The 26,190-nt window shown below is 71.0% G+C and carries 27 protein-coding genes, 1 other RNA gene and 1 pseudogene; 7 read left to right on the top strand and 22 right to left on the bottom strand.

The window, feature by feature from the left end; translation table 11 throughout:
* The 7 genes and pseudogenes from FNX44_RS01645 to FNX44_RS01675 all read right to left on the bottom strand — a co-directional run.
* The coding region (locus FNX44_RS01645) for a beta-N-acetylhexosaminidase (RefSeq protein ID WP_143646091.1) at nucleotides 1-1,591 on the bottom strand (1,591 nt) is incomplete at its 3' end.
* Nucleotides 1,592-1,597: 6 nt separating this feature from the next.
* Entirely contained in the window at nucleotides 1,598-2,425 is an 828-nt protein-coding gene (locus tag FNX44_RS01650; RefSeq protein ID WP_143646092.1) for a carbohydrate ABC transporter permease, read from the bottom strand.
* Nucleotides 2,422-3,327 (bottom strand): carbohydrate ABC transporter permease, encoded by a 906-nt coding sequence (locus FNX44_RS01655; RefSeq protein ID WP_143646093.1) that lies wholly within the window; start codon nucleotides 3,325-3,327, stop codon nucleotides 2,422-2,424. The genes FNX44_RS01650 and FNX44_RS01655 overlap by 4 nt, the downstream gene beginning before the upstream one ends.
* 3 nt (nucleotides 3,328-3,330) lie before the next feature.
* Nucleotides 3,331-4,647, bottom strand: coding sequence for an extracellular solute-binding protein (locus FNX44_RS01660; protein ID WP_143646094.1), 1,317 nt, complete (start codon nucleotides 4,645-4,647; stop codon nucleotides 3,331-3,333).
* Nucleotides 4,648-4,884: 237 nt separating this feature from the next.
* Nucleotides 4,885-4,998: pseudogene (locus FNX44_RS28710) on the bottom strand (DUF6126 family protein); the annotation flags it as partial.
* A 65-nt stretch (nucleotides 4,999-5,063) separates the two neighbouring features.
* A complete protein-coding gene (locus tag FNX44_RS01670) occupies nucleotides 5,064-5,360 on the bottom strand; it encodes a DUF3039 domain-containing protein (protein ID WP_143646096.1) in 297 nt (98 codons plus the stop codon).
* Between the two features lie 106 nt (nucleotides 5,361-5,466).
* Complete coding sequence (locus FNX44_RS01675; protein WP_143646097.1) at nucleotides 5,467-6,027, bottom strand: YqgE/AlgH family protein; 561 nt, start codon at nucleotides 6,025-6,027, stop codon at nucleotides 5,467-5,469.
* 226 nt (nucleotides 6,028-6,253) lie between these two features.
* On the opposite strand from FNX44_RS01675, the gene murA reads away from it, so the two are divergent.
* Nucleotides 6,254-7,582 (top strand): UDP-N-acetylglucosamine 1-carboxyvinyltransferase, encoded by a 1,329-nt coding sequence (gene murA / locus FNX44_RS01680; protein WP_143646098.1) that lies wholly within the window; start codon nucleotides 6,254-6,256, stop codon nucleotides 7,580-7,582.
* Between the two features lie 79 nt (nucleotides 7,583-7,661).
* On the opposite strand, the gene FNX44_RS01685 is transcribed toward murA, so the two are convergent.
* Entirely contained in the window at nucleotides 7,662-8,372 is a 711-nt protein-coding gene (locus FNX44_RS01685) for an NADPH-dependent F420 reductase (RefSeq protein ID WP_143646099.1), read from the bottom strand.
* Between the two features lie 121 nt (nucleotides 8,373-8,493).
* Nucleotides 8,494-9,462, bottom strand: a complete 969-nt coding sequence (locus FNX44_RS01690; protein WP_323369015.1) for an endonuclease/exonuclease/phosphatase family protein — start codon at nucleotides 9,460-9,462, stop codon at nucleotides 8,494-8,496.
* Between the two features lie 271 nt (nucleotides 9,463-9,733).
* Here FNX44_RS01690 and FNX44_RS01695 point away from each other — a divergent pair, with 271 nt between their 5' ends.
* The gene (locus tag FNX44_RS01695; RefSeq protein ID WP_143646100.1) at nucleotides 9,734-10,474 is read left to right on the top strand and encodes a GntR family transcriptional regulator; all 741 of its coding nucleotides are present in this window, start codon (nucleotides 9,734-9,736) and stop codon (nucleotides 10,472-10,474) included.
* Nucleotides 10,471-11,178: an HAD family hydrolase gene (locus FNX44_RS01700; protein WP_228449532.1), complete on the top strand. Its 708-nt coding sequence runs from the start codon at nucleotides 10,471-10,473 to the stop codon at nucleotides 11,176-11,178. Before FNX44_RS01695 ends, FNX44_RS01700 begins: the two co-directional genes overlap by 4 nt.
* Nucleotides 11,179-11,309: 131 nt before the next feature.
* On the opposite strand, the gene FNX44_RS01705 is transcribed toward FNX44_RS01700, so the two are convergent.
* The 6 genes from FNX44_RS01705 to FNX44_RS01730 all read right to left on the bottom strand — a co-directional run bounded on the left by FNX44_RS01705 (nucleotide 11,310) and on the right by FNX44_RS01730 (nucleotide 18,728).
* A complete protein-coding gene (locus FNX44_RS01705; protein WP_007498188.1) occupies nucleotides 11,310-11,591 on the bottom strand; it encodes an HU family DNA-binding protein in 282 nt (93 codons plus the stop codon).
* Nucleotides 11,592-11,970: 379 nt separating this feature from the next.
* The gene (locus FNX44_RS01710) at nucleotides 11,971-13,383 is read right to left on the bottom strand and encodes an NAD-dependent malic enzyme (RefSeq protein WP_143646101.1); all 1,413 of its coding nucleotides are present in this window, start codon (nucleotides 13,381-13,383) and stop codon (nucleotides 11,971-11,973) included.
* A gap of 373 nt (nucleotides 13,384-13,756) precedes the next feature.
* Entirely contained in the window at nucleotides 13,757-16,063 is a 2,307-nt protein-coding gene (locus tag FNX44_RS01715; RefSeq protein ID WP_143646102.1) for a HelD family protein, read from the bottom strand.
* 165 nt (nucleotides 16,064-16,228) lie between these two features.
* Entirely contained in the window at nucleotides 16,229-16,933 is a 705-nt protein-coding gene (locus tag FNX44_RS01720) for an anti-sigma factor family protein (protein ID WP_143646103.1), read from the bottom strand.
* Nucleotides 16,930-17,460: a sigma-70 family RNA polymerase sigma factor gene (locus FNX44_RS01725; RefSeq protein ID WP_323369017.1), complete on the bottom strand. Its 531-nt coding sequence runs from the start codon at nucleotides 17,458-17,460 to the stop codon at nucleotides 16,930-16,932. Before FNX44_RS01725 ends, FNX44_RS01720 begins: the two co-directional genes overlap by 4 nt.
* 356 nt (nucleotides 17,461-17,816) lie before the next feature.
* Nucleotides 17,817-18,728: a glycoside hydrolase family 19 protein gene (locus tag FNX44_RS01730; protein ID WP_143646104.1), complete on the bottom strand. Its 912-nt coding sequence runs from the start codon at nucleotides 18,726-18,728 to the stop codon at nucleotides 17,817-17,819.
* A 190-nt stretch (nucleotides 18,729-18,918) separates the two neighbouring features.
* Here FNX44_RS01730 and FNX44_RS01735 point away from each other — a divergent pair, with 190 nt between their 5' ends.
* Genes FNX44_RS01735 through FNX44_RS01745 form a run of 3 tightly spaced genes read left to right on the top strand, consistent with a single transcriptional unit; the run spans nucleotide 18,919 to nucleotide 19,754 of the window.
* Nucleotides 18,919-19,197, top strand: coding sequence for a type II toxin-antitoxin system Phd/YefM family antitoxin (locus FNX44_RS01735; RefSeq protein ID WP_143646105.1), 279 nt, complete (start codon nucleotides 18,919-18,921; stop codon nucleotides 19,195-19,197).
* Nucleotides 19,194-19,457 carry a Txe/YoeB family addiction module toxin gene (locus tag FNX44_RS01740; protein WP_143646106.1) on the top strand — a complete coding sequence of 88 codons (264 nt, stop codon included), beginning with the start codon at nucleotides 19,194-19,196 and terminating at the stop codon, nucleotides 19,455-19,457. Before FNX44_RS01735 ends, FNX44_RS01740 begins: the two co-directional genes overlap by 4 nt.
* Nucleotides 19,458-19,511: 54 nt before the next feature.
* Nucleotides 19,512-19,754 (top strand): FitA-like ribbon-helix-helix domain-containing protein, encoded by a 243-nt coding sequence (locus FNX44_RS01745; protein ID WP_185203236.1) that lies wholly within the window; start codon nucleotides 19,512-19,514, stop codon nucleotides 19,752-19,754.
* A gap of 73 nt (nucleotides 19,755-19,827) precedes the next feature.
* Here the strand turns inward: FNX44_RS01745 and ssrA are convergent.
* The 5 genes from ssrA to ftsE form a co-directional block, all read right to left on the bottom strand.
* Nucleotides 19,828-20,199: a transfer-messenger RNA gene (gene ssrA, locus FNX44_RS01750) on the bottom strand.
* A 153-nt stretch (nucleotides 20,200-20,352) separates the two neighbouring features.
* Nucleotides 20,353-20,832 (bottom strand): SsrA-binding protein SmpB, encoded by a 480-nt coding sequence (gene smpB / locus FNX44_RS01755; RefSeq protein WP_143646107.1) that lies wholly within the window; start codon nucleotides 20,830-20,832, stop codon nucleotides 20,353-20,355.
* A 17-nt stretch (nucleotides 20,833-20,849) separates the two neighbouring features.
* Complete coding sequence (locus FNX44_RS01760; protein ID WP_143646108.1) at nucleotides 20,850-22,022, bottom strand: S41 family peptidase; 1,173 nt, start codon at nucleotides 22,020-22,022, stop codon at nucleotides 20,850-20,852.
* A 79-nt stretch (nucleotides 22,023-22,101) separates the two neighbouring features.
* Complete coding sequence (ftsX, locus tag FNX44_RS01765) at nucleotides 22,102-23,013, bottom strand: permease-like cell division protein FtsX (RefSeq protein ID WP_143646109.1); 912 nt, start codon at nucleotides 23,011-23,013, stop codon at nucleotides 22,102-22,104.
* A 32-nt stretch (nucleotides 23,014-23,045) separates the two neighbouring features.
* The gene (gene ftsE, locus FNX44_RS01770; protein ID WP_143646110.1) at nucleotides 23,046-23,735 is read right to left on the bottom strand and encodes a cell division ATP-binding protein FtsE; all 690 of its coding nucleotides are present in this window, start codon (nucleotides 23,733-23,735) and stop codon (nucleotides 23,046-23,048) included.
* Between the two features lie 394 nt (nucleotides 23,736-24,129).
* Here ftsE and FNX44_RS01775 point away from each other — a divergent pair, with 394 nt between their 5' ends.
* Nucleotides 24,130-24,324: a hypothetical protein gene (locus tag FNX44_RS01775; protein ID WP_143646111.1), complete on the top strand. Its 195-nt coding sequence runs from the start codon at nucleotides 24,130-24,132 to the stop codon at nucleotides 24,322-24,324.
* Between the two features lie 176 nt (nucleotides 24,325-24,500).
* Here FNX44_RS01775 and FNX44_RS01780 read toward each other — a convergent pair whose 3' ends face one another.
* Nucleotides 24,501-25,115, bottom strand: coding sequence for a hypothetical protein (locus tag FNX44_RS01780; RefSeq protein ID WP_323369018.1), 615 nt, complete (start codon nucleotides 25,113-25,115; stop codon nucleotides 24,501-24,503).
* Between the two features lie 345 nt (nucleotides 25,116-25,460).
* Entirely contained in the window at nucleotides 25,461-26,108 is a 648-nt protein-coding gene (locus tag FNX44_RS01785) for a LuxR C-terminal-related transcriptional regulator (RefSeq protein WP_143646113.1), read from the bottom strand.
* Between the last annotated feature and the right edge of the window lie 82 nt (nucleotides 26,109-26,190).

The following is a 26,190-nucleotide window of genomic DNA, read 5'->3' on the forward strand; positions in this document are numbered from 1 at the left end:
GTCGGTAGTCGACGCCGAGGGCGTCGAGCCGGGCGTAGTGGGCGGCGATCATGCGCCGGTCGAAGTCGGCGTAGTCGCGCGTGGCGGGGTCGCTCCAGACGACCTCGGCGAAGGCGGCGAGGCGGGGGAAGGTCTGATAGTCGAGGCGCTGCTGGTTCTCGACGACCTCCGTCCACAGGTTGGCCTGGGCGCCGATGACGTGCCGGGCGGCGTCGGTGCCGGCGAGTTGCGGCGGCACGGGCTCGAAGTGGTAGACGTCCCGCAGGGTGCGGACGTAGCCGATGGGGACGGGTTCGTCGTCGCCGTCGGCCTGCCGGTGGTCGAGGTAGACGTGCTGTTCGGGGCACATGATCACGTCGTGGCCGGCGCGGGCGGCCTGGACGCCGCCGGCGTAGCCGCGCCAGGAGGACACGGTGGCGCCGGGGGTGAGGCCTTCGCCGTCCGGGCCGAGGCTGCCGCCTTCCAGGATCTCGTCCCAGCCGACGAGTCGGCGGCCGCGTGCGGCGAGCCAGCGGTCGAAGTGCCGGATGAACCAGGCCTGTAGTTCGTCCTCGTCGCGCAGTCCGAGTTCGGTGATGCGGCGCTGGGCGGTGGCGGAGGCGCGCCACTGGTCCTTGACGGCCTCGTCGCCGCCGAGGTGCACGAACTCGCCGGGGAAGACGTCGAGTACCTCCTCCAGCACGTGCTCGAAGAAGCGCAGGGTGTGTTCGGTGGGGGCGAGGATGTGCGGGCTGACGCCCCAGCCGGTCCACACGTCGAGTTCGGCGGCCTGTTCGGGGGTGAGGGCGTCGGTGTTGCCGAGCTGTGGGTAGGCGGTGACGGTCGCCTGGGAGTGCCCGGGAATGTCGATCTCGGGTACGACGGTGATGTGGCGTTCGGCGGCGTAGGCGACGATCTCCCGGAGGTCGTCCTGGGTGTAGCGGCCGCCGTGGACGCGTTCGTCCCACAGGTCGGAGGCGGTGTGGCCGACGCGGGTGCGGGCGCGCCTGGCTCCGACCTCGGTGAGTTCCGGGTAGCGGCGGATCTCCATGCGCCAGCCCTGGTCGTCGGTCAGGTGCAGGTGGAGGACGTTGAGTTTGTGCGCGGCCAGCAGGTCGAGGGTGCGCAGCACGCCCTCCTTGGGCGTGAAGTGGCGGGAGACGTCGAGCATGAAGCCGCGCCAGCGCATCCGGGGCCGGTCGCTGATCCGGGTGTGCGGCAGCGTCCAGGTGGTGGTGCGGCCGAGGTTCGCGCGCCGGTGGGCGTCGGGGCCGAGGAGTTGGCGCAGCGTCTGGGCGCCCCAGAAGACGCCGGCGGTGTCGCCGCCGAGGATTTCGACACCCTGGTCGGTGATCTCCAGCCGGTACGCCTCGGGCGCGGCGGCCCGGTCGACGGCGAGTCGCAGGACCGGGCCGTCGGCTCCGGTGGTGTGCGGCGGCAGGTCGAGGCCGGTGGCGGTGCCGACCGTGGCGCGCAGCCACCGGGCGACGCCCTCGGTGGCGGGCCCGGCGTCCAGGGTGGTGCTCGCACCAAGCGTCAACTCACCTCCGGTCAGGCGCACCTCGTGCGGGACAGGGACAAGCCCGAGGTCGGGGACGGGTGTGTCGGTCATATGGGATCAGTCCTTCACCGCGCCGCCGAGTCCGGAGACCAGGCGGCGCTGAACGAGTACGAAGAAGACGAGTACCGGGATCGTCATCACGGTGGAGGCGGCCATCACGCCGCCCCAGTCGGGGGTGTCGGTGTCGAAGAAGACGAGCAGGGCCATCGGCAGGGTGGAGTTCTCGGTGGCGCTGATGATGAACGACTTGGCGAAGAGGAAGTCGTTCCACGTGGAGATGAACGAGAAGACGCTGACGGCGGTGAGTCCGGGGAAGACCAGGGGGAAGAGGATCTGCCACAGGAAGCGGGTGCGGCTGGCCCCGTCGAGGTACGCCTGTTCCTCCAGCGACTCGGGTACGGCCCGTACGAAGCCGCGCAGCATCCAGATCGCGAACGGCAGTGAGAACGCCAGGTGCGGCAGCACCAGCGAGCCGAGCGTGTTGAGCAGTCCGGCGTCCCGCATCAGGAAGAACATCGGGATGGTCAGCGCCTCGATCGGCACCATCTGGGCGATCAGGAACATGATCAGAAGTGTGGTGCGGAACCTGAACCGGAAGCGGGTGACGGCGGTCGCGGCGAGGAACGCGATCAGCGCGGAGGCCAGTACGACGGTGCCGGCGACCAGCAGGCTGTTGAGGAAGTACCTCCCGAAGTCCTGCTGTTCGAAGACGCGCCGGAAGGAGTCGAGGGTCGGGCTGAGCGTCCACGGTCTCGGCTGGGTCGACTGCACCTCGCCGGCCGGTTTGAACGCCGACAGCGCCATCCAGTACAGCGGGAAGGCGACCACCACCGCGGTGAGCAGCGCGGTCAGCTCGGCGGCCAGCCGCCAGGGTCGTCTGATCACAGTTCCTCCCCCTTCCGGCGGATGACGCGCAGGTAGACCAGCGTCACGACGAGCAGGATCAGCAGCATCACCACGCCGATCGCCGAGCCGAGGCTGTACTGCGAGGAGGCGAACGCCTTCTGGTACGCGTACACGTTGAGCACCAGGTTCTGGCCGGCGATGCCGCCTCCCCCGGTCATGACGTAGATCTGCGTGAACACCTTGAAGTCCCAGATGATCGACTGGATCGTCACCACGACGAGGATGGGCCGCAGCATCGGCGCCATGACGCTGCGCCAGATGCGCCAGGTCGAGGCGCCGTCCAGGGCCGCCGCCTCCAGTACCTCGGCGGGGATCGCGCGGATGCCCGCGTACATCGTGACCATGACGAACGGGAACGAGCACCAGACGACCGCGAACAGCACCAGCGCGAAGGCGCTGTACCGGCCGTAGGTCCAGGAGTGGTCCGTCAGGCCGAGCAGCTTGTTGACCGGTCCGAAGTCGGCGTCGAAGAGGAACACCCACACCGTGGAGCCGGTGATGGCCGGGGTCGCCCAGGCGCCGAGCGAGGCCAGCATCAGCAGCGTCCTGGGCAGCGCCCGGACTCGGGTGAGCAGTACGGCGAGCGCGCAACCGACCGCGAGTGTGCACAGCACGCAGGCGGCGGCGAAGACGACGGTGGCGCCCAGCACGCTCCAGAACTGTTCGTCGGCGAAGAGTTCGGCGTAGTTGTCCAGGCCCCGGAAGGTGGTCGGCTCGCCGCCGCTGACCTGGGCCTGGGTGTACTCGAGGAAAGAGATCAGGCCGAGCTGGTAGATCGGGTAGACCAGCAGCCCGGCGAGGACGACGAGTGCGGGGGCCAGGTAGAGCCAGGGCGTCCAGCCGGCCCCCCGCACGTCCTTGACCGTGGTGGTGCGGGCCATGTGTCAGCTCGCGGCCTTGGCGAAGTCGGCGTTCATACGCCGCGCGGCGTCGGCGGAGGCGGTGTCGACGTCCTTCCGGCCGCTGGCGATCTCCTGGAACATCGTGGGCAGCACCTGGCCGGCGTCGATCTGGCCCCAGGCGGGGGTGGCGGGGACAAAGCGCGCCCCGGCCCGCAGGGTACGGACGAACGGTTCGACGAACGGCTCGTCGGCGGCGACCTCCTTGCGGACGTCGTCGAAGGTCGGCAGGAAGCCCATGGCGTCGAACAGTTCGCGTTGTGTCTGCTTTCCGGCCAGTTCCCGCATCAGTTCGACGGCGAGCGTGCGATGGGAGGTGCTGCGCAGCACGCCGAGGTTGTTGCCGCCGGCGAACGCGGGGGCGATCTCGCCGGTCTTCACACCGGGCAGCGGCACGACGGCGTACTTGCCCTTCACCTGGCCGGACTCGACGGCCTGGCGGCTGAAGTCGCCGGCGATGGCCATGCCCGCCTTGCCGGCGGCGAACGCCTCGACGGTGTCGTTGCCGCCCATCCGGGCGCAGCGGGACGCCGGGCAGTTGTCCTTGCCGAACAGGTCGGTGTAGGCGGTGATGCCGGCGCGGGAGGCGGGGCTGTCGACGGCCGCGCGGAACCTCCCGTCCCGCTCGGTGGCGATGTCGCCGCCGTGCGCCCAGACGAACGGCATCGCGCCGTAGGTGTAGGCGCCGCCGACGGCGAGGCCGTACATGTCGGGCCGCTCGGCGCGGATGCGGCGCGCGGTGTCGGCGACCTCCTTCAGCGTGCGCGGCGGCTTCAGTCCGAGGTCGTCGAAGACGTCGGTGCGGTAGTAGAGGGCGCGCACGCCGACGAACAGCGGTGCGCCGTAGACCTTTCCGTCGACGGTGACCGAGCCACGGGCGGTGCGGTCGGTGTCCTTCGCCTCGTCCCAGGCGTCGAACTCCGCCGTGACGTCGGCGAGTCCGCCGTCCCGTACGTAGCCGGCGGTGTCGGTGTTGCCGTACTCGACGAGGTCGGGGGCCGAGGAGGGGTCGTTGAAGGCCGCCTTCATCCGCTCGGCGCGGCTTTCCACCGGTATGTAGCGGACGTCGACCTTCACACCCTCGTGGCGTGCGGTGAAGGCGTTGACGGCCTTGTCGACGATCGCGGCCTTGGGCTTGTTGTTCACCTCCTGGAACAGCCAGACGCGCAGCGTGCCGGTCTTCCGGTCGGCGCCGTCGCCGCGGTTGTCGGAGGTGCTGGGCGCGCAGCCGGTCGCGGTGGCCGTGAGGCCGGCGAGCAGCAGCGCGGACAGGGTCGTGGTGAGACGTGTGGAGAGTTTCATGGCCGCACTCCCTGCGTTGTTGCGTCATACGCAACGCGCGTTTCGTTCCGCACAATTGGGCGCAGGCTATGGCGGGCCGTTCGACTCGAACAAGGGAGCTGGCGAAGCTGTGATCCCCAGCCGCACTCCCTGCAACGCACTGGCGCCACACGGAAGACGGGAACGGAAAACGCCGCCGGTGCGGCGCCCTTCGAGAGGGGCCGCACCGGCGGCGTGTCGTTGATCGTCGACGACGGGCTACTGGCCGCCGCCCACGTAGAAGAGCAGCATCACAAAGCCCGCGAACAGGTGGGTGACGAACACGTAGACAAAGACGCGCAGCCAGACGCTGCGCTCCTTCCAGCGCTCGCTGCCGGCCGCGCCGCCGTCGTCGGGCGTACGGGGTGCCGCGTCGCGGCGGGGCGCCGGTGGGCGGCTCACTTCTTGCCGCCGCCCTTGCCGTCCTTGTCGCCCTTGCCGCCGCCGGCGCCCATGGACTCGTAGATCTCCTTGCACATGGGGCACACCGGGTACTTCTTCGGGTCGCGACCGGGTACCCAGACCTTGCCGCAGAGCGCCACGACGGGCGTGCCGTCGAGCGCGCTCGCCATGATCTTGTCCTTCTGGACGTAGTGCGCGTAACGCTCGTGGTCGCCGTCGCCGTGGGAGGTCTGCGGGGTCGGCTCTACCAGGGTGCCGGTGCCGGTTCCGCGCTCGGGCTCAAGAGTGCTCATACAGACCAAGGGTACTCATCCGGCGCCGGACCTCCCCACCTCCGCGGCGCCCTGTGGAAAACCCGGTCGGCGCTCCCCCGCGGGACCGGCGCCGCGGGGCCGGCCGTCAGTTGAGCGAGGGGTCGTCCGGGTAGGTGGCGACCATGGCCAGCTCGTTGCGCTGCCGCCGCAGCACCGCGCGCCACAGCTTCTCCGGGTCCGGCGAGGAGACGTCGCCCGGTTCGGATTCCACGACGTACCAGGCGCCCTCGGACAGCTCGTCCTCCAGCTGACCGGGGCCCCAGCCCGCGTAGCCCGCGAAGATCCGCAGCGAGCCCAGCTCGGCGGCCAGCACCTCCGGCGGGGCCTCCAGGTCGACCAGGCCGATCGCACCGTGCACCCGGCGCCAGCCCAGCGGGCCGTGCTCGCCGGGGATGACCGCGACGCCCAGCGCCGCGTCGAGCGAGACCGGTCCGCCCTGGAACACCACGCTGGGCGTGCCCGCGAACTCGGCCCAGGGTTCCAGGATGTCTTCGACGTCCACCGGCGTCGGCCTGTTGAGGACCACGCCGAGCGAGCCGTCCTCGTCGTGGTCGAGGAGCAGCACCACGGCACGGTCGAAGTTCGGGTCCGACAGTGCCGGCGTGGCCACCAGGAGCCGTCCGGTGAGCGAGGTCACCTGCGTCATGGCCCCATAGTCCCGCACTTCGGCGTTTCCGGGAGGGGCAACGCCCAACCACGACCGCCCCACGGGCCCCGGTGTGGGGCGGGCGACACGCCGGGGCGGGAACCGGTCACGGGGTGGAGGCGTCGTTCGACGCGGAGTGGCGGCCGTCGCACGGGGGGTCGACGGCGTCGCCACGCGCACTACCATTCCAGTTTGTCCCCTGCCGTTAGTAGAGATCGCGAGTCCCATGACCGTCACCACCGATGACGTTCTGCTTGTCCACGGCGGCACCCCGCTGGAGGGCGAGATCCGAGTCCGCGGCGCGAAGAACCTCGTGCCCAAGGCGATGGTCGCCGCACTGCTGGGGAGCGAGCCGAGCAGACTGCGCAACGTGCCCGACATCCGTGACGTGCGGGTCGTGCGCGGGCTTCTCCAGCTGCACGGGGTGACGGTCCGCGGCGGCGAGGAGGAGGCCGAGCTGGTGCTCGACCCCTCGCACGTGGAGAGCGCCAACGTCGCCGACATCGACGCGCACGCCGGGTCCTCCCGCATTCCCATCCTGTTCTGCGGTCCGCTGCTGCACCGGCTGGGGCACGCCTTCATCCCGGGCCTGGGCGGCTGCGACATCGGCGGTCGGCCGATCGACTTCCACTTCGACGTGCTGCGGAAGTTCGGCGCGACGATCGAGAAGCGCCCCGAGGGCCAGTACCTGGAGGCCCCGCAGCGACTGCGCGGCACCAAGATCCAGCTGCCGTTCCCGTCGGTCGGCGCGACCGAGCAGGTGCTGCTGACGGCGGTGCTCGCCGAGGGCGTCACCGAGCTGTCGAACGCGGCCGTGGAGCCGGAGATCGAGGACCTGATCTGCGTGCTCCAGAAGATGGGCGCGATGATCTCGATGGACACCGACCGCACGATCCGGATCACCGGTGTCGACCGGCTCGGCGGCTACAACCACCGGGCGCTGCCGGACCGGCTGGAGGCCGCGTCCTGGGCCTGCGCGGCGCTGGCCACCGAGGGCAGCGTGTACGTGCGCGGCGCCAGCCAGCGCGAGATGATGACCTTCCTCAACACCTACCGGAAGGTCGGCGGCCAGTTCGAGATCGACGACCACGGAATCCGGTTCTGGCACCCGGGCGGGCCGCTGAAGGCCATCGCGCTGGAGACGGACGTGCACCCCGGCTTCCAGACCGACTGGCAGCAGCCGCTGGTGGTCGCCCTGACCCAGGCCTCGGGGCTGTCGATCGTGCACGAGACGGTGTACGAGTCGCGGCTGGGCTTCACCGAGGCGCTGAACCAGATGGGCGCGCACATCCAGCTCTACCGTGAATGCCTGGGCGGCACGCCGTGCCGCTTCGGGCAGCGCAACTTCCTGCACTCCGCGGTGGTTTCGGGTCCGACGAAGCTCCAGGGCGCCGACCTGGTCATTCCCGACCTGCGGGGCGGCTTCTCGTACCTGATCGCCGCGCTGGCCGCGCAGGGCACCTCGCGGGTGCACGGCATCGAGCTGATCAACCGCGGCTACGAGAACTTCATGGAGAAGCTGCCCGCGCTCGGCGCGAAGATCGAGCTTCCCTGAGGCGGTAGAAGTCGATGACCGCCCCGCGAGGACGCGCCTCGCGGGGCGGTCGGCTTTCCGCGGTTCCCCGGGCGGCGTCTCAGCGCACGATCTTCACTCCGAAGCGGTGGCCGCCGAGCGCCAGCCCGATCGCGCAGTGCAGATGCGCGTACATCTCCATGCCCCGGGCCGCGAACAGTTCGCCGAGGTCCAGTACGTCCCGCCAGCCGTAGCCGTAGAGCAGCTCGGTGACCTGCGCCTTCGCGCCCTGGTGGTCTCCGGCGATCAGCGTGGTGTGGTCACCGCCGCCGAACTCGCCGGGGCGCACGACGGTCTCCTGCTCCTGGGTGACGAACGCCTTCACGACCCGGGCGTCGGGGAGCGCGCGCTGGATCTGCTCGGCGAGGCTGTCGGTGTCGCAGACGGTCAGCCGGGGCATGACGCCCCACGGCGTGGGCCAGGGGCGGGGCACGTCGGGGTTGTACTCGTAGGGCACGGCGTAGTCGACGAGGGTCTTCCCGGCGAGCGCGTCGCCGGGGATGCGGCTGAGCGCGGCCACCGCGTTGGCGCCGTCGATGCCGTTGATCACCAGCTCGGCGGCGTCCGCGGCCTCGGCGAAGGTGGTGAGGCGCACCTCGGGGTGTTCGGCGTGGAAGACCGGGAACGGCGGGGTGCCCATCATGTCGGGGGCGCTGCGGATCGACGTGGCCTGCGGGTCGCGGGTGCCGACGACGACCTCGTGGCCGAGCGCGGAGAGCGCGGCGATGTGGCAGCGGGCGCCGGCGCCGGTGCCGAGGACAGCGATCTTCATGGGGAGGACTCCTGCGGTGGTGCGGACGAACGGGCGGATTGGAATGCTTTGCCCTGTTCGGTTACCTCTTGCACCCTAGAGTCCGTTCCGGTCAGGCACTGTCCTCGACCCGGCGGCGCGGTCAGCCTCCCAGCGCGAAGTCCGTCAGGACGGCGGCGTGGTCGGTGGGCCAGCGGTTGCCCCGGTGGTCGGGGACGGGCCGGGGGCGGCCGTCGACGACGGCGGCCGACCGCAGCGGGGTGAGCGCGGCGCCCGCGTAGGTGACGTAGTCGATGCGGTCCTGCGGTTCGGCGCGGCCGGTCGAGCCGTTGTGGAACGGGTAGACGGGCGACCAGGTCTCCCCGGGCACGCGGGCCGGGTCGGGGTGGACCTCACGGAAGGAGTCCCGGAAGCCGGCGTTCGCGAGGATGCGGGTGGTCGGCCAGTCGACGGGCCCGTAGCCGCAGTGCCGGTCGCGGGTGGCGGCCGTCCAGTCCAGGTGGGAGGGCGAGTTGAAGTCGCCGACGAGCAGGACGGGCACGTCGTCGGCCCGCTCGACGGCCCCCGCCAGTCGTTCCGCCAGCTCCCTGGCCTGCGGCACCCGGCCGGACCGCTCCTCGCGCTCGAAGATCCGGTCCACGTCCATCCGGTCGAAGCAGGCGTCGTAGGGGCCGTAGGGGTGGTACCCGAGGTGGGCGGACCACAGCTCCAGCTTCCGGCCGCCGCCGAGTTCGAGGCGGACACCGGCGGCGGCGCTGGTCGAGCCGACGTGCCCGGTGATCGGGAAGCGGCTGATCACGCCGATGCTGCCGCCGGACTGGTAGTGGTGCCAGCCGAGTTCGGCGGCCAGGTCGCGGGCGGCATGGCCGGAGGTCTCCTGAAGGCCGACGACGTCGGGGCGGTGTTTGCGGATGACGGCGACCTGCTTGGCCAGGCCGTCGTCGACCTGGGCGCCGCCGTGCCAGAGGTTGAGGCTCATCACGCGCAGCCGCGTCGGCTCCGCGCGGCCCTCGGACGGCGCGGCCCCGGCGGGTGCCGCCACGGCCAGCAGCAGCCCGGCCGCGGCGAGCAGGGAGGCCAGGCGCCGGCCCGGCCTTCGGTAACGTCCCACGGTGTCTCACTCCCTACCTGTATGGACAAGACGCCACCCAGTAAGGCAGTCGTGGTTGACCGGCGGGTGTCCGCGAGGAGAACCGGAGCATGCCGGGTACCGGCAGGTCATGCGATGCTCGTGCAAAGGGTTTAACGCGCTCCGGATTGGTAAGGCGTATGGGCGCCGCTGGGTCAGTCTGAGCTTCTCTGTGCACAGGTCAAATGATCAAGCGCAGTACCGGCATCATGTCGGTGGATCGGACACCACCTCACAGAACCAGGGAGCCCTGTTGACCCGTAGGCACGAGCAGATCGCCGAGGCGCTGCGGACGGCCATCGGCGACGGCCGCCATCCGGTGGGCAGCGCGCTGCCGTCCGAGGCGGAACTGGCCGCCGCGCACGGCGTGTCACGCGGGACCGTCCGCCAGGCCGTCAGCGCCCTGGAGGCAGAGGGCATGGTGGGCTCGCGGCAGGGTGCCCGTCGGGTCGTGCTCTCCACGGCGCCCAGCCAGTCCTTCGCGGAGTTGCGCAGCTTCGCCCAGTGGGCGCGCGGCGGCGGACACACGCCGGGCGGCCTGGTACTGGAGTCCGCGCCCGGCCGGGCGGACGGCGAGGAGGCCGCGCTGCTGCAACTCCCGCCCGGCGGCGAGGTGCTGCGCGTCCTGCGACTGCGCACGCTGGACGGCGAACCCGCCCTGCTCGAACGGACCGTCTACGCGGGCTGGATCGCCACCTCGGTGGCGGAACTCCCCGACGACTGCGAGTCCGTCACCCAGGAGCTGTACGAGCGCACCGGGCTGGTCTTCGCGCACGGCGAGCACCACATCGACGCGGTGGCCGCCGGCACCGAGGACTCCCGCCGGCTCGGCGTGCGGCGCGGCAGCCCGCTGCTGCGGGTGAGACGCACCACCACGACCCCCGAGGGACGGCCCGTGGAGACCTCCGACGACCGCTACCGGCCCGGTTCGGTGGTGTTCACCGTGCGGAACTCCACTCGTACGAACCCGCTGGTCCGATCGGCGCTCGCATGACCGTGAGCACACCGCCCGAGCCCGCCGGCCGGCCCGGCGCCGGCTTCCGCGTCCCCCCGGCGGCGCTGCTGTGCGACATGGACGGCACGCTTGTCGACACCGAGCACACCTGGCTGCGCTGTGTGGCCGGACTGCTCTACGAGTACGGCGCCCCGGCCCTCGCCGACGACATCACCGCCGCGTTCGCCGGGCTGCCGCTGAGCCGGGCGGCGGAACTGATGGCCGAACGCACCGGACGGCCGGCGGGAGTGCTGGCCCGCCGTCTGGACCGGGTGTTCACGACCTCGATCAGAACCGGTCTGACGATCAGGCCGGGCGCGCTGCGTCTGCTCGACCAGGCCGCCGCACTGGGCGTGCCGATCGCGCTGGTCACCGCCTCGGAACGGGCGGTCGCCGATCTGGTGATCTCCGAGCTGGGCGCCGACCGCTTCCTGCTCACCCTCGCCGACGGCGAGGCCTCCCGCAGCAAGCCGCACCCGGACCCGTATCTGGCCGCCTGCCTGGGCCTCGGCGTGGCGCCGGAGGACAGCCTGGCGGTGGAGGACACCCCGGCGGGCGTCACGGCGGCGCTGACGGCCGGCTGCCGGGTCCTGGCGGTGCCGTCCGTCCCCGGCGTCGAGCGCGGGCCCCGGACGGTCGTGGTGACCTCGCTGACCGAGGTCGACCTCACCGACCCGGACCTGCTCGCCGCCGACCCCGACTGACGGGACGGCGACTGGCGGGGCGGTGACCGACAGGCCGGCGACGACGGCTCGACCGTGCGGCGGACCGCCCGTCAGAACCACGCGTGGGGTGGCCGTCCACTGGCGGACGGCCACCCCACTGCGCTGCTGCCTTACTTGCCCTTGGCGGCTTCCTTGAGCTTGGAGCCCGCGGACACCTTGACGCTGTACCCGGCCGGGATCTGGATCGGGTCACCGGTCTGCGGGTTGCGAGCGGTGCGAGCCGCACGGTGGGTGCGCTCGAAGGTCAGGAAACCCGGGATGGTGACCTTCTCGTCGCCCTTGGCGACGACCTCGCCGACGGTCTCGGCGAAAGCGGCCAGCACTGCGTCGGCGTCCTTGCGGGTCACCTCGGCGCGGTCGGCCAGGGCGGCGACCAGCTCACTGCGGTTCATGTCTGTTACTCCCGTGTTCTTCTTGCCGATGAGGCGTGAGATCGAAGCCGATGCTGCCAGGGGCCTATGACAGCCACTGGAACCGGGTCGGGTCTAACGACCCCCGCGCCCGGTCGCATCCTGCCCCCACCAGTGGGGCGAAAGCCAATCCGCCGCTCCACCGCGTCACCTCGAGTGGACCCCGGGCCCGCCGTGGTGACGCTCCGTGGCTCTTGTCAGCGCGCCGAAACCGACACGTCTGGCGCAACCCTACGCACGCCCGACACCGGTTGCTTCCGCGACGCGCCGCCTGTTGACGGTGACACCGCCCACAGCGCGGCCACACTCCACACGTTCGGACGCGTCATCGGCCCGGCGGCGCCGCTTCGAGGAGGCCGGCTCAGGATCCGGTGGCGGCCCGGGCCGCCTCCCGCACCGCGCCGGCCACCGCGCCGGAGACCTTCTCGTTGAAGACGCTCGGGATGATGTAGTTCGCGTTCAGCTCCTCCTCGCCGACGACGTCGGCGAGGGCGCGGGCGGCGGCGAGCATCATCGCGTCGTTGACGGTCCGCGAGTGCGCGTCCAGCAGGCCGCGGAAGACACCGGGGAAGACCAGCACGTTGTTGATCTGGTTCGGGAAGTCGGAACGGCCCGTGGCCACGACGGCGGCGGTCTGCCGGGCGACGGTCGGCTCGATCTCCGGGTCGGGATTGGCGAGCGCGAACACGATCGCGCCGTCCGCCATCGCCGCCACGTCCTCGCCGCCGAGCACGTTCGGAGCCGAGACGCCGATGAAGACGTCGGCGCCGACGACGGCCTCCTTGAGGGTGCCGGTGACGCCCTCGGGGTTGGTGTTGTCGGCGATCCAGCGCAGCGCGGAACCGCTGTCGGCGTCCTTGAGGTCGGCCCGCTCGGCGTGCACGACGCCGTGGATGTCGGCGACCACCGCGTGCTTGACGCCGGCGGCCAGCAGCAGCTTCAGGATGGCCGTACCGGCGGCGCCGGCGCCGGACATGACGACGCGTACGTCGCCGATGTCCTTGCCGACCACCCGCAGCGCGTTGTGCAGCGCGGCGAGCACGACGATGGCCGTACCGTGCTGGTCGTCGTGGAAGACCGGGATGTCCAGGGCCTCGCGCAGCCGCTCCTCGATCTCGAAGCAGCGCGGGGCGGAGATGTCCTCCAGGTTGATGCCCGCGAAGCCGGGCGCCATGGCCTTGACGATCTCCACGATCGCGTCGGTGTCCTGGGTGTCCAGGCAGATCGGCCAGGCGTCGATACCGGCGAAGCGCTTGAAGAGGGCCGCCTTGCCCTCCATGACGGGCAGCGCGGCCATCGGGCCGATGTTGCCCAGGCCCAGCACGGCGGAACCGTCGGTGACCACGGCGACGCTGTTCCGCTTGATGGTCAGCCGGCGGGCGTCCTCCGGGTTCTCCGCGATCTGGGTGCAGACGCGGGCCACGCCGGGCGTGTAGATCATCGAGAGGTCGTCGCGGTTGCGAATGGGGTGTTTGGACGACATCTCGATCTTGCCACCGAGGTGCATGAGGAACGTACGGTCGGAGACCTTGCCCAGCGAGACGCCCTCGATCTCACCGAGTTGACGGACGATCGCCGCCGCGTGGTCGGTCGAGGTGGCGGCGATGGTGACGTCGATACGCAGCCGCTCGTGGCCGGAGGCGGTGACGTCCAGCGCGGTGACATGGCCGCCCGCGGACTCCACGACCGTGGTGATCTGGCTGACCGAGCTTCCGCCGGCGGGGAGCTCGAGTCGGACGGTCATCGAGTAGGAGACGCTGGGCGCCGTTGCCATGGTCGGGTTCCTCTGCTTTCTGTCCTGCGAACGGGTGCGCGCTCCTCGCGCCGCCGTGCCTTTTGCATCGTCGCACCTACTGTCGGGTAGCCGGTAACCACCCAGATGTGAATGGAAACTTACTTCCGCGATGCGGTAGCGGTCAACGGAGGCGCCTGAGACGCGAAAAAAGCGCGGGGCCGACACGAGTGCTCGTGTCGACCCCGCGCGGAGTCTGGTGGCGCCGACCCGCCAGCTCGCCTCGCGGCAAGTGGTCGCTCGTAGCGACGAAGGTTGGGCCCGGGGGCATGGATCGGGCCGACGCCACAGTCAGGCTAACAAAGGTCCGCCGATGGTGATTCCCGATCGCCTAGATCCCTCGGCCGACCGGGTGTCAGTCCCGCAGCAGGTCGGGAACGCCCTGCTCGTCCGGCAGATCGCGGTCCCCGGAGATCACCGTCAGCCGTTGCGTCGCCCGGGTGAGCGCCACGTACAGCACCCGCAGACCGGCCGGGGACTCGTCGGCGATCTCCGCCGGCGAGACCACCACCGTCGCGTCGTACTCGAGGCCCTTCGCCTCCAGGCTGCCCAGCGGCACCACCCGGTCCGCGCCCTCGCCCAGGTCGGCCAGCCACTCCCGGGCCTCCTCCCGGCGGCCCATGGCCACCACGACGCCGACCGTGCCGTCCACCTCGGCCAGCAGCCGCCGGGTCTCGGCCCGCACCGCCTCGCGCGGCGACCGGCCGAACACCTGAAAGCGCGGCACCAGACCGGTCGAGCGCACCGCCGTCGGCGGGACGGCGCCCGGCATCGCCAGCGCGAGCACCCGGGACGCCAGCTCCGCGACCTCGGACGGGTTGCGGTAGTTCACGGTGAGCTCGAAGCGCCGACGCGGCCGGGTACCCAGCGCCTCGTCCCGCGCCTCGGCCGCCTCGTCCGGATCGGACCAGGACGACTGCGCCGGATCGCCGACCACCGTCCAGGTGGCCTGCCGCCCCCGCCGGCCGACCATGCGCCACTGCATCGGCGTGAGGTCCTGCGCCTCGTCGACGATGACGTGCGCGTACTCCCGCCGCTCGGCGCGTTCGTGCGGCGCGCGGTAGTCCCGCCGGGTGGGATCGCGGTCGGCGGCGGTGGTCAGCTCGGCCAGCCCGGTGAGCTGGTCCAGCGGGTCGGCCTCGCGCTTCCTCGGCTTCGCCGGTGCGCCCAGCAGGCCGCGCAGCTCGTCCAGCAGCGCCACGTCGTGCACCGAGACCGGACCGCTGCCGTCCGGCCCCAGCCGGGCCAGCGACCTCGCCAGCAGCCGCGCTTCCCGGTGCTGGAGGATCCGCCGCGACCAGCGGGACAGCCGCCGCTCGTCGGCCATCGCCGCAAGCACCCGGGCCGGTTCCAGCTCGGGCCACCAGGCGGTCAGGAAGTCGGTGAAGGAGTCCTCGGCGGAGACGTCCTCGTCGAACGCCTCCCGCGCCTCGGCGGCCAGCTCCGGGTCGTCGTGCCGCCGGGCGCCGCCGCCGCGCGCCCACAGCGCGTCCAGCAGCAGCTTGCGCGCCCGGGGCCGCAGGAAGTTCACCGGCGCCTGGCTGCTCAGGACCTGCTGCCGGATCTCCGCCAGCTCCTCGGCGGCCAGCTCCACCCGCGCCCCGGACACCACCACTCTCAGCCGTTCGGGTGCGTTCGCGGCGGCCAGCTCCTGGGTACCGCGCGCGGCCTTCCGCAGCAGCTTGACCATGCGCGAGGAGCCCTTGACCCGGGCGACCTCCTGCCGGTCGTGCACGGTGGCCTCCACGCCGTCCACCAACGCGCCGACGGCCCGCACGGCGACCTGGCCCTCCTCGCCCAGCGAGGGCAGCACCCCTTCGGTGTAGGAGACCAGCAGCGGCGTCGGACTCACCACGAGGATGCCGCCCGCGTACCGCCTGCGGTCCTGGTAGAGCAGGTAGGCGGCGCGGTGCAGGGCGACGGCGGTCTTGCCGGTGCCCGGGCCGCCCGTCACCTCGGTGACCGAGGCGGCCGGGGCGCGGATCACCACGTCCTGCTCGGCCTGGATGGAGGCGACGATGTCCCGCATGGTGTGCGTCCTGGCCTGGCCGAGCGCCGCCATCAGCGCGCCGTCGCCGGTCACCACAAGCTGCTCGCCGTCCAGGTACGCGGTCAGCTCCGGGCGCAGCAGATCGTCCTCCACGCCGAGCACCCGCCGCCCCTTGGAGCGGATGACCCGGCGCCGCACCACCCGGCCCGGCGACACCGGAGTGGCCCGGTAGAACGGCGCGGCGGCCGGCGCCCGCCAGTCGATGACCAGCGGCGTGTAGTCGGCGTCCAGCACGCCGAGGCGGCCGATGCGCAGCGTCTCGGCGATGTCGGCCGTGTTGTCGGGGCGCACGGCGTCCTCGGCCGGCTCGACGGAGGTGTACGCGCCGTCCGGGCCGCGCTTGCCGTCCTTGCCCGGCAGCAGGTCGATGCGGCCGAAGAGGAAGTCCTCGAACTCGCTGTTCAGCCGGTGCAGGTGCACACCGGCGCGGAACACCTGGGCGTCCCGTTCGGCGAGCGCGCCTGGTGTGCCGACCTGGCCGCCGCGCACGGCGTTGTCCATCAGGAACTCGGCCTCACCGATCTTCTCCTCGAGCCTCCGGTAGACCGCGTCCAGGTACTCCTGTTCGCGCTGGATCTCCCGGTCGCGTACGCCTGTGTCCTGCGCCTCCAACGCACCGGCCCCCTTCTGCTGTTCTCAGGGCAGCCGTCAACCGTACGCGACGCCGGGCCGTCGGCGCACACGAGAGCGCCCCGGCACACCGCGCACCGCACGCCCGGCACAGACCGGGCGTGCGGTGCGGGGGGGGGCTCAAGCGACCGGTCGGCCGCCGGGCGGCTACTTCGGCACGGTCACCAGGCGCTCGCCGTCCAGCGTGCGGACCTCGAAGCGGTCGATCTCGGCCGGGTCGTAGGCGGCGCCGCCCACGTAGTAGGCCGGCTTGTCCCAGCCGTACCCCTCCTCGGGCACCGCCCAGGTCGTCACGGTCTGCTCGCTGCCGTCCTTGCCGATCGCGATCAGGCCGCAGGTCTGCGGCCCGCTCACCCCGGCCAGCCGCATCGCGACCTCGGTGCCCCAGCGCTTCTCGGTGAGCGCCACCGTCGCGTCGATCTTCGTTTCCGGATCGGTGCCCCGGAACTTCTCGCCCGCCTGGAACGCCGCCTGCACCGCGTCCGGCGGCCCCGCCGACTCCCGGTCCAGCAGCGCGGAGCCCGCGAACGGCCCGGCGACCAGCACCGCCACCGCCGCCGCGACCAGCACCAGCCGCCGCACCCGACGCTTGCGCCGTTCGGCGGAGACGGTGTCCAGCAGCCGGTCCAGCAGCGCGGCGCTCGGCTGCGGCACCAGCGCCGTCTCCACGTCGCCACCGGCCGCGCCCTCCCGGTACTCCGCCAACAGCGGCCCCAGGCCCAGCAGTTCGTCCAACTCGTTCCCGCACGGCTGGCAGACCGCCAGGTGTTCCTCGAACCGTGCGGTGTCGGCGGCGTCCAGCGCGCCTATCGCGTACGCGCCGACGTCGTTGTGGTGCGCTGGCGACGTCATGCCGACACTCCTCTTTCCTCAAGCGAGAGCTTCAGGGAACGCAACGCGTAGTACACCCGGGAACGCACCGTGCCCGGCGGTATCCGCAGCGCCTGCGCGGCCTCGTTGACCGTGCGGCCCTTGAAGTATGTCTCGATGAGGGCTTCCCGGTGGGCGTCGCTCAGGTCGCCCAGGGCCTCGGAGATCGTCATCATGCGCAACGCCCGGTCGATCTCGTCCGCCGCCGGGATGGCCTCCAGCGGGGCCATCCCGGTGGCGGAGACTTCCTGTGGTCTCGCCCTGCGGCTGCGATGCCCGTCGATCACGATGCGTCGTGCGACGGTCACCAGCCAGGGCCGGATGGAGCCGGTGGCGCTCTGGAGCTGTTCCGCGTTGCGCCAGGCGCGCACCAGTGTCTCCTGCACCACGTCCTCGGCGCGGTGCCGGTCGCCGCCCACCAGTCGGAGCACGAAGGCCAGCAGCGGCCCGGCGTGCTCGTCGTACAGCGCGCGGATGAGTGCGTCTTCCTGGGAAGTTCGGTCAGCCACGGCGGCATCCTCACTCACCACGGACCCCCGGTGAAGTGTGCGGCGGTTTCTTGTCTCGCTTTGCCAAGAACCGCTCGAAGCCCTTCGAGTCACGTTCCTGCCAACTACTACGCCGACAAGTACGCACCCCTCCCCGGTTCCGTTCAACGCGCCCGGGACGGATTCCCGCCCGATCCGGTGGCGTTCGAACCTCCACCATCACAACCAGGACCTCCGCCCCGCAAACCACTTCAGCCCGTCCGGCGCTTGAGGACGCCTTCCCGCCCGTCCCGGGGTCCGGGGCAGCGCCCCGGGAAACGGGAAGGGGCGGGATCGGGGAGAGGCCCGCCGCCGGCGTCCGCCGCACGGCGCGCGGGTCAGCAGCGGAGGTTGCCGCCGGGGGTCGTGCCGAGGACCGAGCTGAACTGCTCGAAGAGCCGCACGCGGCTCTCCACCTTCGCCGGCTGACCGCCGTTGCACTCCAGCGCGCCGTTGATGGTGCGGATGGTCTCGCCGAAGCCGTGGCCGCCGACGATCGCGTTGTGCGCGGTCATCCGACCGGCGCCGGTCTGGGTGTTCCAGAACCACAGGGCGGTCTTCCAGGAGACCTCGGCGTTGTTCTCGACGAGGTGCGGGTTGCGCAGCAGGTCGATGCCGAGGGCGTCGCCCGCGGCCTTGTAGTTGAAGTTCCAGCTGAGCTGGATGGGGCCGCGACCGTAGTAGGCGGCGTTGCCGGCGGGGCAGCCGTAGGGCTGGGAAGTGTCGCAGTAGTGCGGGTAGTTGTTGCGGTCCTGCTCGACGATGTGGACGAGCCCGCCGGTCTCGTGGTGCACGTTGGCGAGGAAGGCGGCGGCCTCACGGCGCTGGGTGGCCTGGTCGCCGGTCTTGGTGAAGCCTGGGTAGGCGCTGAGCGCGCCGACGAGGCCCTGGTAGGTGTAGAAGCGGTTCCGGTTCGGGAACATCTGGTTGAACTGGGCTTCCGAGACGACGAAGTCGGGGTTGCCGGGCCCGGGGCCTGGGCCGGTGCCGCCGCAGGCGCCCCGGTGCTCCCAGACGGCGACGCCGCCTGCGGGGGTCTCCCCCTGCGTCCACCACTTGGCGCGCCAGTTGCTGCCGTTGTGGGAAGCGACGTCGCCTCCCCAGTAGACCTTCGAGGCGCTCCACGGCGCCGCGCACGCCTCGTTGGCGCGCGCCTGTTGCCCGCCGCCTCCGAGGTTCGGCAGGAACACGGCGAGCACGCCGAGCAGCACACCTGCCGAGAGGAGGGAGAGAAGTCTGGTTCTGGACATGGGGGGACCACCTCGCTTGCAGTGGGGGGTTGATCGCACCCAGTACACGACCCAGCCATGCCCACGTCAAGGTCTAGACCACTACTGACAGCAGTTCAGCACCCACCGTGCGGCACCGAGTCCGACCGGTACCCAAAACCGGTACAGGTGCGGTACCGTTTTCTTGTACCGGAAGATGGGAGCGTGACCGATGACCATAAGCGCCAGCGAGGCTCGCCAGAACCTCTTCCCGCTTATCAAGCGGGTCAATGACGACCACACGCCGGTCCGCATCAGCTCCAAGGGCGGCGACGCGGTCCTGATGTCCGCAGAGGACTATGACTCGTGGCAGGAGACCATCTATCTCCTACGCTCCCCCGCGAACGCGCGACGCCTCATGGAGGCCGTTGCGCGCGACAAGGCGTCGTCGTCCCCTGACATCACCAAGACCCTCGACGAGCTGCGAGAGCTGACCGGAGGCGAGGAGTGAGGAGTGTTCACTTCGACCCCGCCGCCTGGGAGGACTTCCTCTTCTGGCTCAGCTCGGACCGCAGGATGGCACGCCGCATCACCCGTCTGATCGGCGAGATCCAGCGCACGCCCTTCTCCGGCATCGGCAAGCCCGAACCTCTCAAGGGAGACCTGTCCGGCTTCTGGTCGAGACGGGTCGACGACGAGCACCGACTGGTGTACCGGGCTGACGACAAGGAAGTGAAGATCCTCAACGCCCGCTACTACTACGGCGGCTGAACCGCGACGGACGGAATCTCAGCGGACCGGCTGCTCTGAGGGCGGAATACGGTCGTGCCCACGACCGCATTCACCTTCGTGCCCACGACCGCATTCACCATCGAGAACGTCCCCGAAGATGTCGCCCGGCGCGTCGAGGCGCGGGCGGCCGCAGCCGGTCAGTCCCTCCAGGAATACCTGCTGGCGCTTGTCATCAGGGAGGCGTCGAGGCCGACCAACGCGGAATTGGCGGAACGTATGAAGCGGCAGGCGAGTGTTGATCTGTCCGGTGTCGACGTTCGGGGCGGTGGCGGCTGATGCCGCCCGGGCGGGCGGGCACGGCAAAGGCCTTGGGGCCGTGTCGTCGCCGACACGGCCCCAAGGCCTTGAACAGTGGAGATGGCGGGAATCGAACCCGCGTCCAACGGTGCGGAAGGAGGGCTTCTCCGAGCGCAGTCTGCTTCGATTTTCTCAGCCCCGGCAGTCACGCAGACAAGCTGCCGACGGGCTCAGTCACTGTTTGATGTCCCGGCAGACCCCGTGACCGGGTCTACGCGGTGAGTTCCCTAGCTGATGCCAGGAACCGGGTCGGGAACGCACCCGGGCTGACACTTCGCAAGTCGCTGATCAGGCAGCGAGGGCGAAGGAATCGCGCTTGGTGTTGGCGATTATTTTTTTGCGGCACATGGTTAGCGAGATCATTGCCGCGTTCCTCGGCTCGCTTCCCCTACTTCGACATCCGCTGTCGAAACCGATCATCCCCATGTTGAGTTGACAAGCACGTCGGGCCCGAGGGCCCGGCGGCGGTGTTGCCACCATCGTACGTGAACAACACGGCGGGGTGCCAGCACATTCCCACCGGTCGGGTGAGCGGGGCGGACGGCGCCCGGCCGGCCCCGGCGGCAGCGCCGCCGGGTCAGCGGCGGCTGCGGCGGCGGGCCGCCGAGATCGCGCGGTCCGCCTCACGGCGGTCCTGCTTCTCGCGCAGGGTCTGCCGCTTGTCGTACTCCCTCTTGCCCCGGGCGAGCGCGAGCTCGACCTTGGCCCGGCCGTCCTTGAAGTACAGCTGGAGCGGCACCAGGGTCAGACCGGTCTCCTGGAGCTTGCCGATGAGCTTGTCGATCTCGGCGCGGTGCATCAGGAGCTTGCGCTTGCGACGGGCGCTGTGGTTCGTCCAGGTGCCCTGGCTGTACTCGGGGATGTGCACGTTGTGCAGCCACACCTCGCCGGCGTCGATCTGGCCGAAGCCGTCGACGAGGGAGGCGCGGCCCTGGCGGAGCGACTTGACCTCGGTCCCGGTCAGTACGAGACCGCACTCGAACGTGTCGAGGATGTTGTAGTCGTGCCGCGCCTTCTTGTGCTGCGCGATGAGTTTGCGACCCGTCTCTTTTGCCATAGCCGGGCCATTGTGGCTCAATCTCGGGCCGCGAGGCCACTCAATACCGTGCGGGCCTTGTCCAGCGCGCGCTCGCCCGGCCGCACGGTGACGTCGGGGGTCAGGCCCTCGCCGTCGAGGACCCGGCCGGAGGGGGTGGTGTAGTGCCCGACGGTGAGTTCGGCGACCGAGCCGTCCGGCTGCTCCCGGGGCATCTGGACGGTGCCCTTGCCGAAGGTGCGGCTGCCGACGACCACGGCCCGGTCCCGGTCCTGGAGTGCGCCGGCGACGAGTTCGGCGGCGCTCATGGAGCCGCCGTCGACGAGTACGACAAGCGGCGCGGTGGTCTGGCCGCCGGGCTCGGCGTGGAGGGCGTGCTCCTTCTCCTGGTCGCCGTAAGTGCCGACGAGGCCGCCGTCGAGGAAGGCCGCGGCGGCGGCGGTGGCCTCGTGCAGCAGGCCGCCGGCGTTGCCGCGCAGGTCGAGCAGGACGCCGCTGCCTTCCGGGACCCGGCGGACGGCCCGGCGGACCTCGTCGCCGGAGCCCTTGGTGAAGGCGGTGACCTTGATGCGCGTGGTGTCGGCGGTGAGCCGTTCGACGGTGACCGGCTCGGTGGAGAGGCTGGCGCGACGCAGGGTGACGGCCCGGGCGCGGCCGTCCCGGCCGACGTCGACGGTCACCGTGCTGCCGCCGGGCGCGGCGCGCTCGCCGTCGTCGCCGCGCAGCCGGGCGACGACGTCGGTGACGGGCAGCTCGCGGACGTCCTCGCCGTCGACGGCCCGCAGCCGGTCGCCGCGGCGGACGCCGGCCCGGTCGGCGGGGCTGCCGGCGGTGACGCGGGCCACCTCCAGGGCGCCGCCCGAGGCGCGGCGGACGGCGATGCCGACGCCGACGTACCGCCCGTCGAGCGCCTGCTGGAGGCCTTCGTACTCGCGCGCGCTGTAGGCGGCGGACCAGCGGTCGCCGCTGCGGCTGACGAGCTTGTGCGCGTCGTTGGCCTGGTGGACGTCCTCCACGGCGGGGTCGGCGGCGCCGCTGGGGCTTATCGGCGTGCCCTGCGTCCCGCGCGGTCCGGCCGCCTCGCCGCCCTCCGCCTCCTCGCTCCAGGAGCCGGTCGCGAAGCCGGTGAGGAGGACGCCCGCGAAGACGAATGTCAGGGCGGCCCCGCGGCGCATGCGGCGGGGCTCGACGAACATCCGTGTGCCCGACATGGTGCGTCAGTCTAGGGCAGCAGCATGATCGTCTGGCCGGATCGCATGAGGGGCGCTCGCGGCGTTTCTCACACCGGTGTCACACGCGCAGGTACTTGCGCAGTGCGAGGAAGGCTGCAAAGGCGGGCATGATGACGCCCACCGCCAGCACCAGCGGAAGCACCTTCAACACCGAGTCCCAGCCGATGAAGTTGATGAGCGGGATCTGTTCCCGCAGCCATTGGTCGATGAGGAAGTACTTGCCGCTCATCAGCATTCCGCAGGCCAGCAGGCCGCCCAACAGGCCGGCCACGGCGGCCTCCATGATGAACGGGATCTGGATGTAGAAGCTGGAGGCGCCGACGAGCCGCATGATGCCGGTCTCCCGTCGGCGGCTGAACGCCGACACCCGCACCGTGTTGACGATCAGGAGGCCGGCGACGATCAGCATCAGCGCCATCAGGAACAGGGCCGCCCGGTTCATTCCGCTGAGCAGGTTGAACAGGTCCTCCAGCAGGTCCTTCTGGTCCTGCACCGAGTGCACGCCCTGCCGACCGGAGAAGGCCGTGCTGACGACCTCGAACTTCTCCGGGTCGCTGAGCTTGACCCGGTAGGACTCCTGCATCTGGTCCGGAGTCAGGGAGGGGGCCAGCGGAGAGTCGGGGAACTGCTCCTTGTAGTGCTTGAAGGCCTGCTCGCTCGACTCGTAGTAGACCTTGTCGACGACCCTCATCTTCTCGAGGTCGGCCTTGATCTCACGCTTCTGCTGCCCGGTGACCGCGCCCCGGGCACAGGCCGGCGCGGTGGCCGCGTCGGTCTTGTTGCAGAGGTAGATGGAGACCTGGACCTTGTCGTACCAGTAGCCCTTCATCTGGTTGACCTGCTGGCCGGCCAGCAGCGCGCCACCGAGGAGGGCGAGCGAGATCGCCACCGAGACGATCACGGCGAAGGTCATCGTGAGATTGCGACGGAGACCGACGCCGATCTCCGAGAAGACGAACTGGGCGCGCATGGCGTCCTTTCAGTGCTGGGAGCCGTAGCCGCTCAGTGCTGGTAGCCGTAGACGCCGCGGGACTGGTCGCGGACGAGGCGGCCCTTCTCGAGCTCGATGACGCGCTTGCGCATCTGGTCGACGATCTGCTGGTCGTGGGTGGCCATCACGACCGTCGTCCCGGTCCGGTTGATGCGGTCGAGCAGCTTCATGATGCCGACGGAGGTCTGGGGGTCGAGGTTGCCGGTCGGCTCGTCGGCGATCAGCAGCATCGGCCGGTTGACGAACGCCCTCGCGATCGCCACCCGCTGCTGCTCACCGCCGGACAGCTCGCCCGGCATCCGGTCGTCCTTGCCGCCGAGTCCGACGAGGTCGAGGACCTCGGGCACCGTCTTGCGGATCTGCCCGCGCGGCTTGCCGATCACCTCGAGCGCGAAGGCGACGTTCTCCCCGACCGTCTTGTTCGGCAGCAGCCGGAAGTCCTGGAAGACCGTGCCCAACTGGCGCCGCATGTGCGGGACCTTCCAGTTGGACAGCCGGTTCAGGTCCTTGCCGAGCACGTGGACCTGGCCCTCGCTGGCGCGCTCCTCCCGGAGCAGCAGCCGCAGGAAGGTGGACTTGCCGGAGCCGGAGGAGCCCACCAGGAAGACGAACTCACCGCGCTCGATCTCCAGCGACACGTCGCGGAGGGCGGGATGGTTCTGCTTGGGGTAGCGCTTGGAGACGTTGTCGAATCGAATCACTGATTTACACCACGTCGACCTGGGTAGGGGCTACGAGAATCGCGGCGGCGACTCTCCTCGGTGTGGGCGACCATACGCGAATCGGACCGGGCGTCGCAGTCCGCGTCCGGTTTGCCCCCAGGCCGCGCCGGGACGGACCGGTGCGAACGTCGCATAGTGCCCCGCTTTGGCGGGTTCGCCGTGTGTCAGCGGCTCGCGTCCACCTCGTCCGGCCGCCTGGAAGGGACACCGTGCACCGGACGGTCGATCCTGGCAGAGTGGACCCCCACCCGGCGGCGATCCACCCGACCGGGAACGAATCGGACGTCGACGGCGTTGACGTGGACGTCGGTGTCCGGCGTACGCCGGCGCCGCGACACCTACCGGAACGGACTCAGGGGGAGGAGGAGGCTCGATGACCTGCGACCGACTGGTGTGCGCCAACTGCGCGGGGCCGGTCAGCGAGGCCCGCTGCGCGGTCTGCCGCGCCGAGCGGGACCGCCGGCACCGGCAGGGCCCCTTGATCTCCCTCACCCCCGCGACGTTGCTGGCGCTGCTGCTCACGCTGCTCGCGGTGGCCCTGCTGGCCCACCAGGCCGCCGGCACGTAGGCCGCCGGCACGCGGCGCATACACAAGAGGCCGGGTTCGGACACTGGCTGTGTCCGAACCCGGCCTCTGCGTACGTGCCTCTGTGCGACGTCGTCGGCGGGCCGCCTCACGCCAACCCGCCGACGTCACCGGCATGTGCCACGGTCAAACGCCGTGGCGCCACACGAAGTGGTGAATCAGGCGGCCGCGGCGCCACCGCGCGCCATCAGACGCGGCAGCAGACGGAAGCCGACACCACCGGCGATCATCGTCGCGGCGCCGACCACCAGGAAGGTGGTCTCCATGGCGCCGGTCTCGGCGAGCTCGTCCTGCTTCTCCTGACCGCCCTGCGGGGCGGGCTTCTGCGGCGTGGTGATCTGGTCCTTGCCACCGGAGTTCGGAGCGGTGCCGTCAGGCGCCGTGGAACCGTCCGGGTTCGGGCCACCCGGCTCGCCCGGCTTGCCCGGCTTACCCGGCTCGGTGGGCTTACCCGGCTCGGTGGGCTCCGGCTCCGGGTTCGTGGGCTCGGGCTCCGGGTTCGTCGGCTCCGGCTCCGGGTTCGTGGGCTCCGGCTCCGGGTTCGTCGGCTCCGGCTCCGGCTCCGACTCGGTGGGCTCCGGCTCCGGGTCGCCCGGGATGTCGGTGTCGTCAGTCTCCTCCGGGTCGTCCGGAATCTCCGGCACCTCCGGGGCGTCGTTGCCGAGAACGGTGTCGACGGCGTCCGACACCGGGTTGGCCTGGGCCACACCGGCGACGGTCAGCGAAAGGCCCGCGGCGAACACGGCACCGGCCGCGATCCGCGCGATGCGCACACGCGTCTTGTTATTGGTCACTACCAACTACCCCCAGTAGCTGTGTCTTTGTCATGGTTCGGCGTTGCCGAGCCGGCCCCGCGACGGGGGGACACACCCTGAAAGGCCGAGCCCTGAGACGGGCCGGGACAGTTGAAGACGCCCCCCGCGTACACGCACGATGCCAGGCACACGCCTGCCGAGCGAACAGCTTTGCCAGTAAAGACTGCAGCGTCAAGCGAGGTCCGGGCGAAATGTCCGCAGTGGGCGATCGGTTGGCGTCACGGACGGACGGGTGTGAGGGATTCGACACACAAACCCCATCAAGCCGACACCTGTTGACTCGCCCGTCTCACTCGGGGCACGTCAGCCCGGGTCGCGGAGCCAGTCGTGGTCGGCGGCGATCCGCACGGCGTCGACGGACGTGCGGGCGGCCAGCTTCCGGACCGCGGCGCTGAGATGGTTGCGCACGGTCCCGACGGTGAGACTCAACTCCCGTGCGATGTCGGCGGTGTCGGCGCCCGTCGCGACGCGCCGCAGGATCTGGCGCTCCCGCCCGCTGAGCGGGCTGCGGCCGATCCGCCGTGCAGCCCGCAGCACTTCGGGATCGCCGACCGCATGCCCGGCGGCCACCGCGTGCACCCCGGCGACCAGGTCGGCGAAGGGCAGCCCGGTGTGCACGTAGCCGGCCGCGCCGGCCAGCAGCGCGCTGCGCACCTGGCCCGGTCCTGGCGCGCCGCCGAACACCACCAGCGAACGGCAGCCGGGGACGGCCAGTCGGAGCGCGTGGATCGTGTCGATGCCGTCCCCGCAGGGCGGTTCCCGCCCGTCGGCGGCGCCGGGGAGCCGGGTGCTGATGAGCGCCACCTCGGGGCCGCATACCCGTGCGGCGGACACCGCCTCCTGGCCGGACGCGGCCTGCGCCACCACCTTGACGCCGTCCTCCAGCCCCAGCGCCGCGGCGATCGCCTCCCGCAGCATCCGCTGCTCGCCGGCCACCAGCGCTCTGGTCATGCGGTGCTCCCTCCGCCAAGCGGTCAGTCCGCAGATGCAGATGCGCGAGGGGCGGGAAGAGTTGTACGCGAAGCCGCCCCGG

Source organism: Streptomyces alkaliterrae (genome assembly GCF_007097205.2).
Lineage (GTDB): Bacteria > Actinomycetota > Actinomycetes > Streptomycetales > Streptomycetaceae > Streptomyces > Streptomyces alkaliterrae.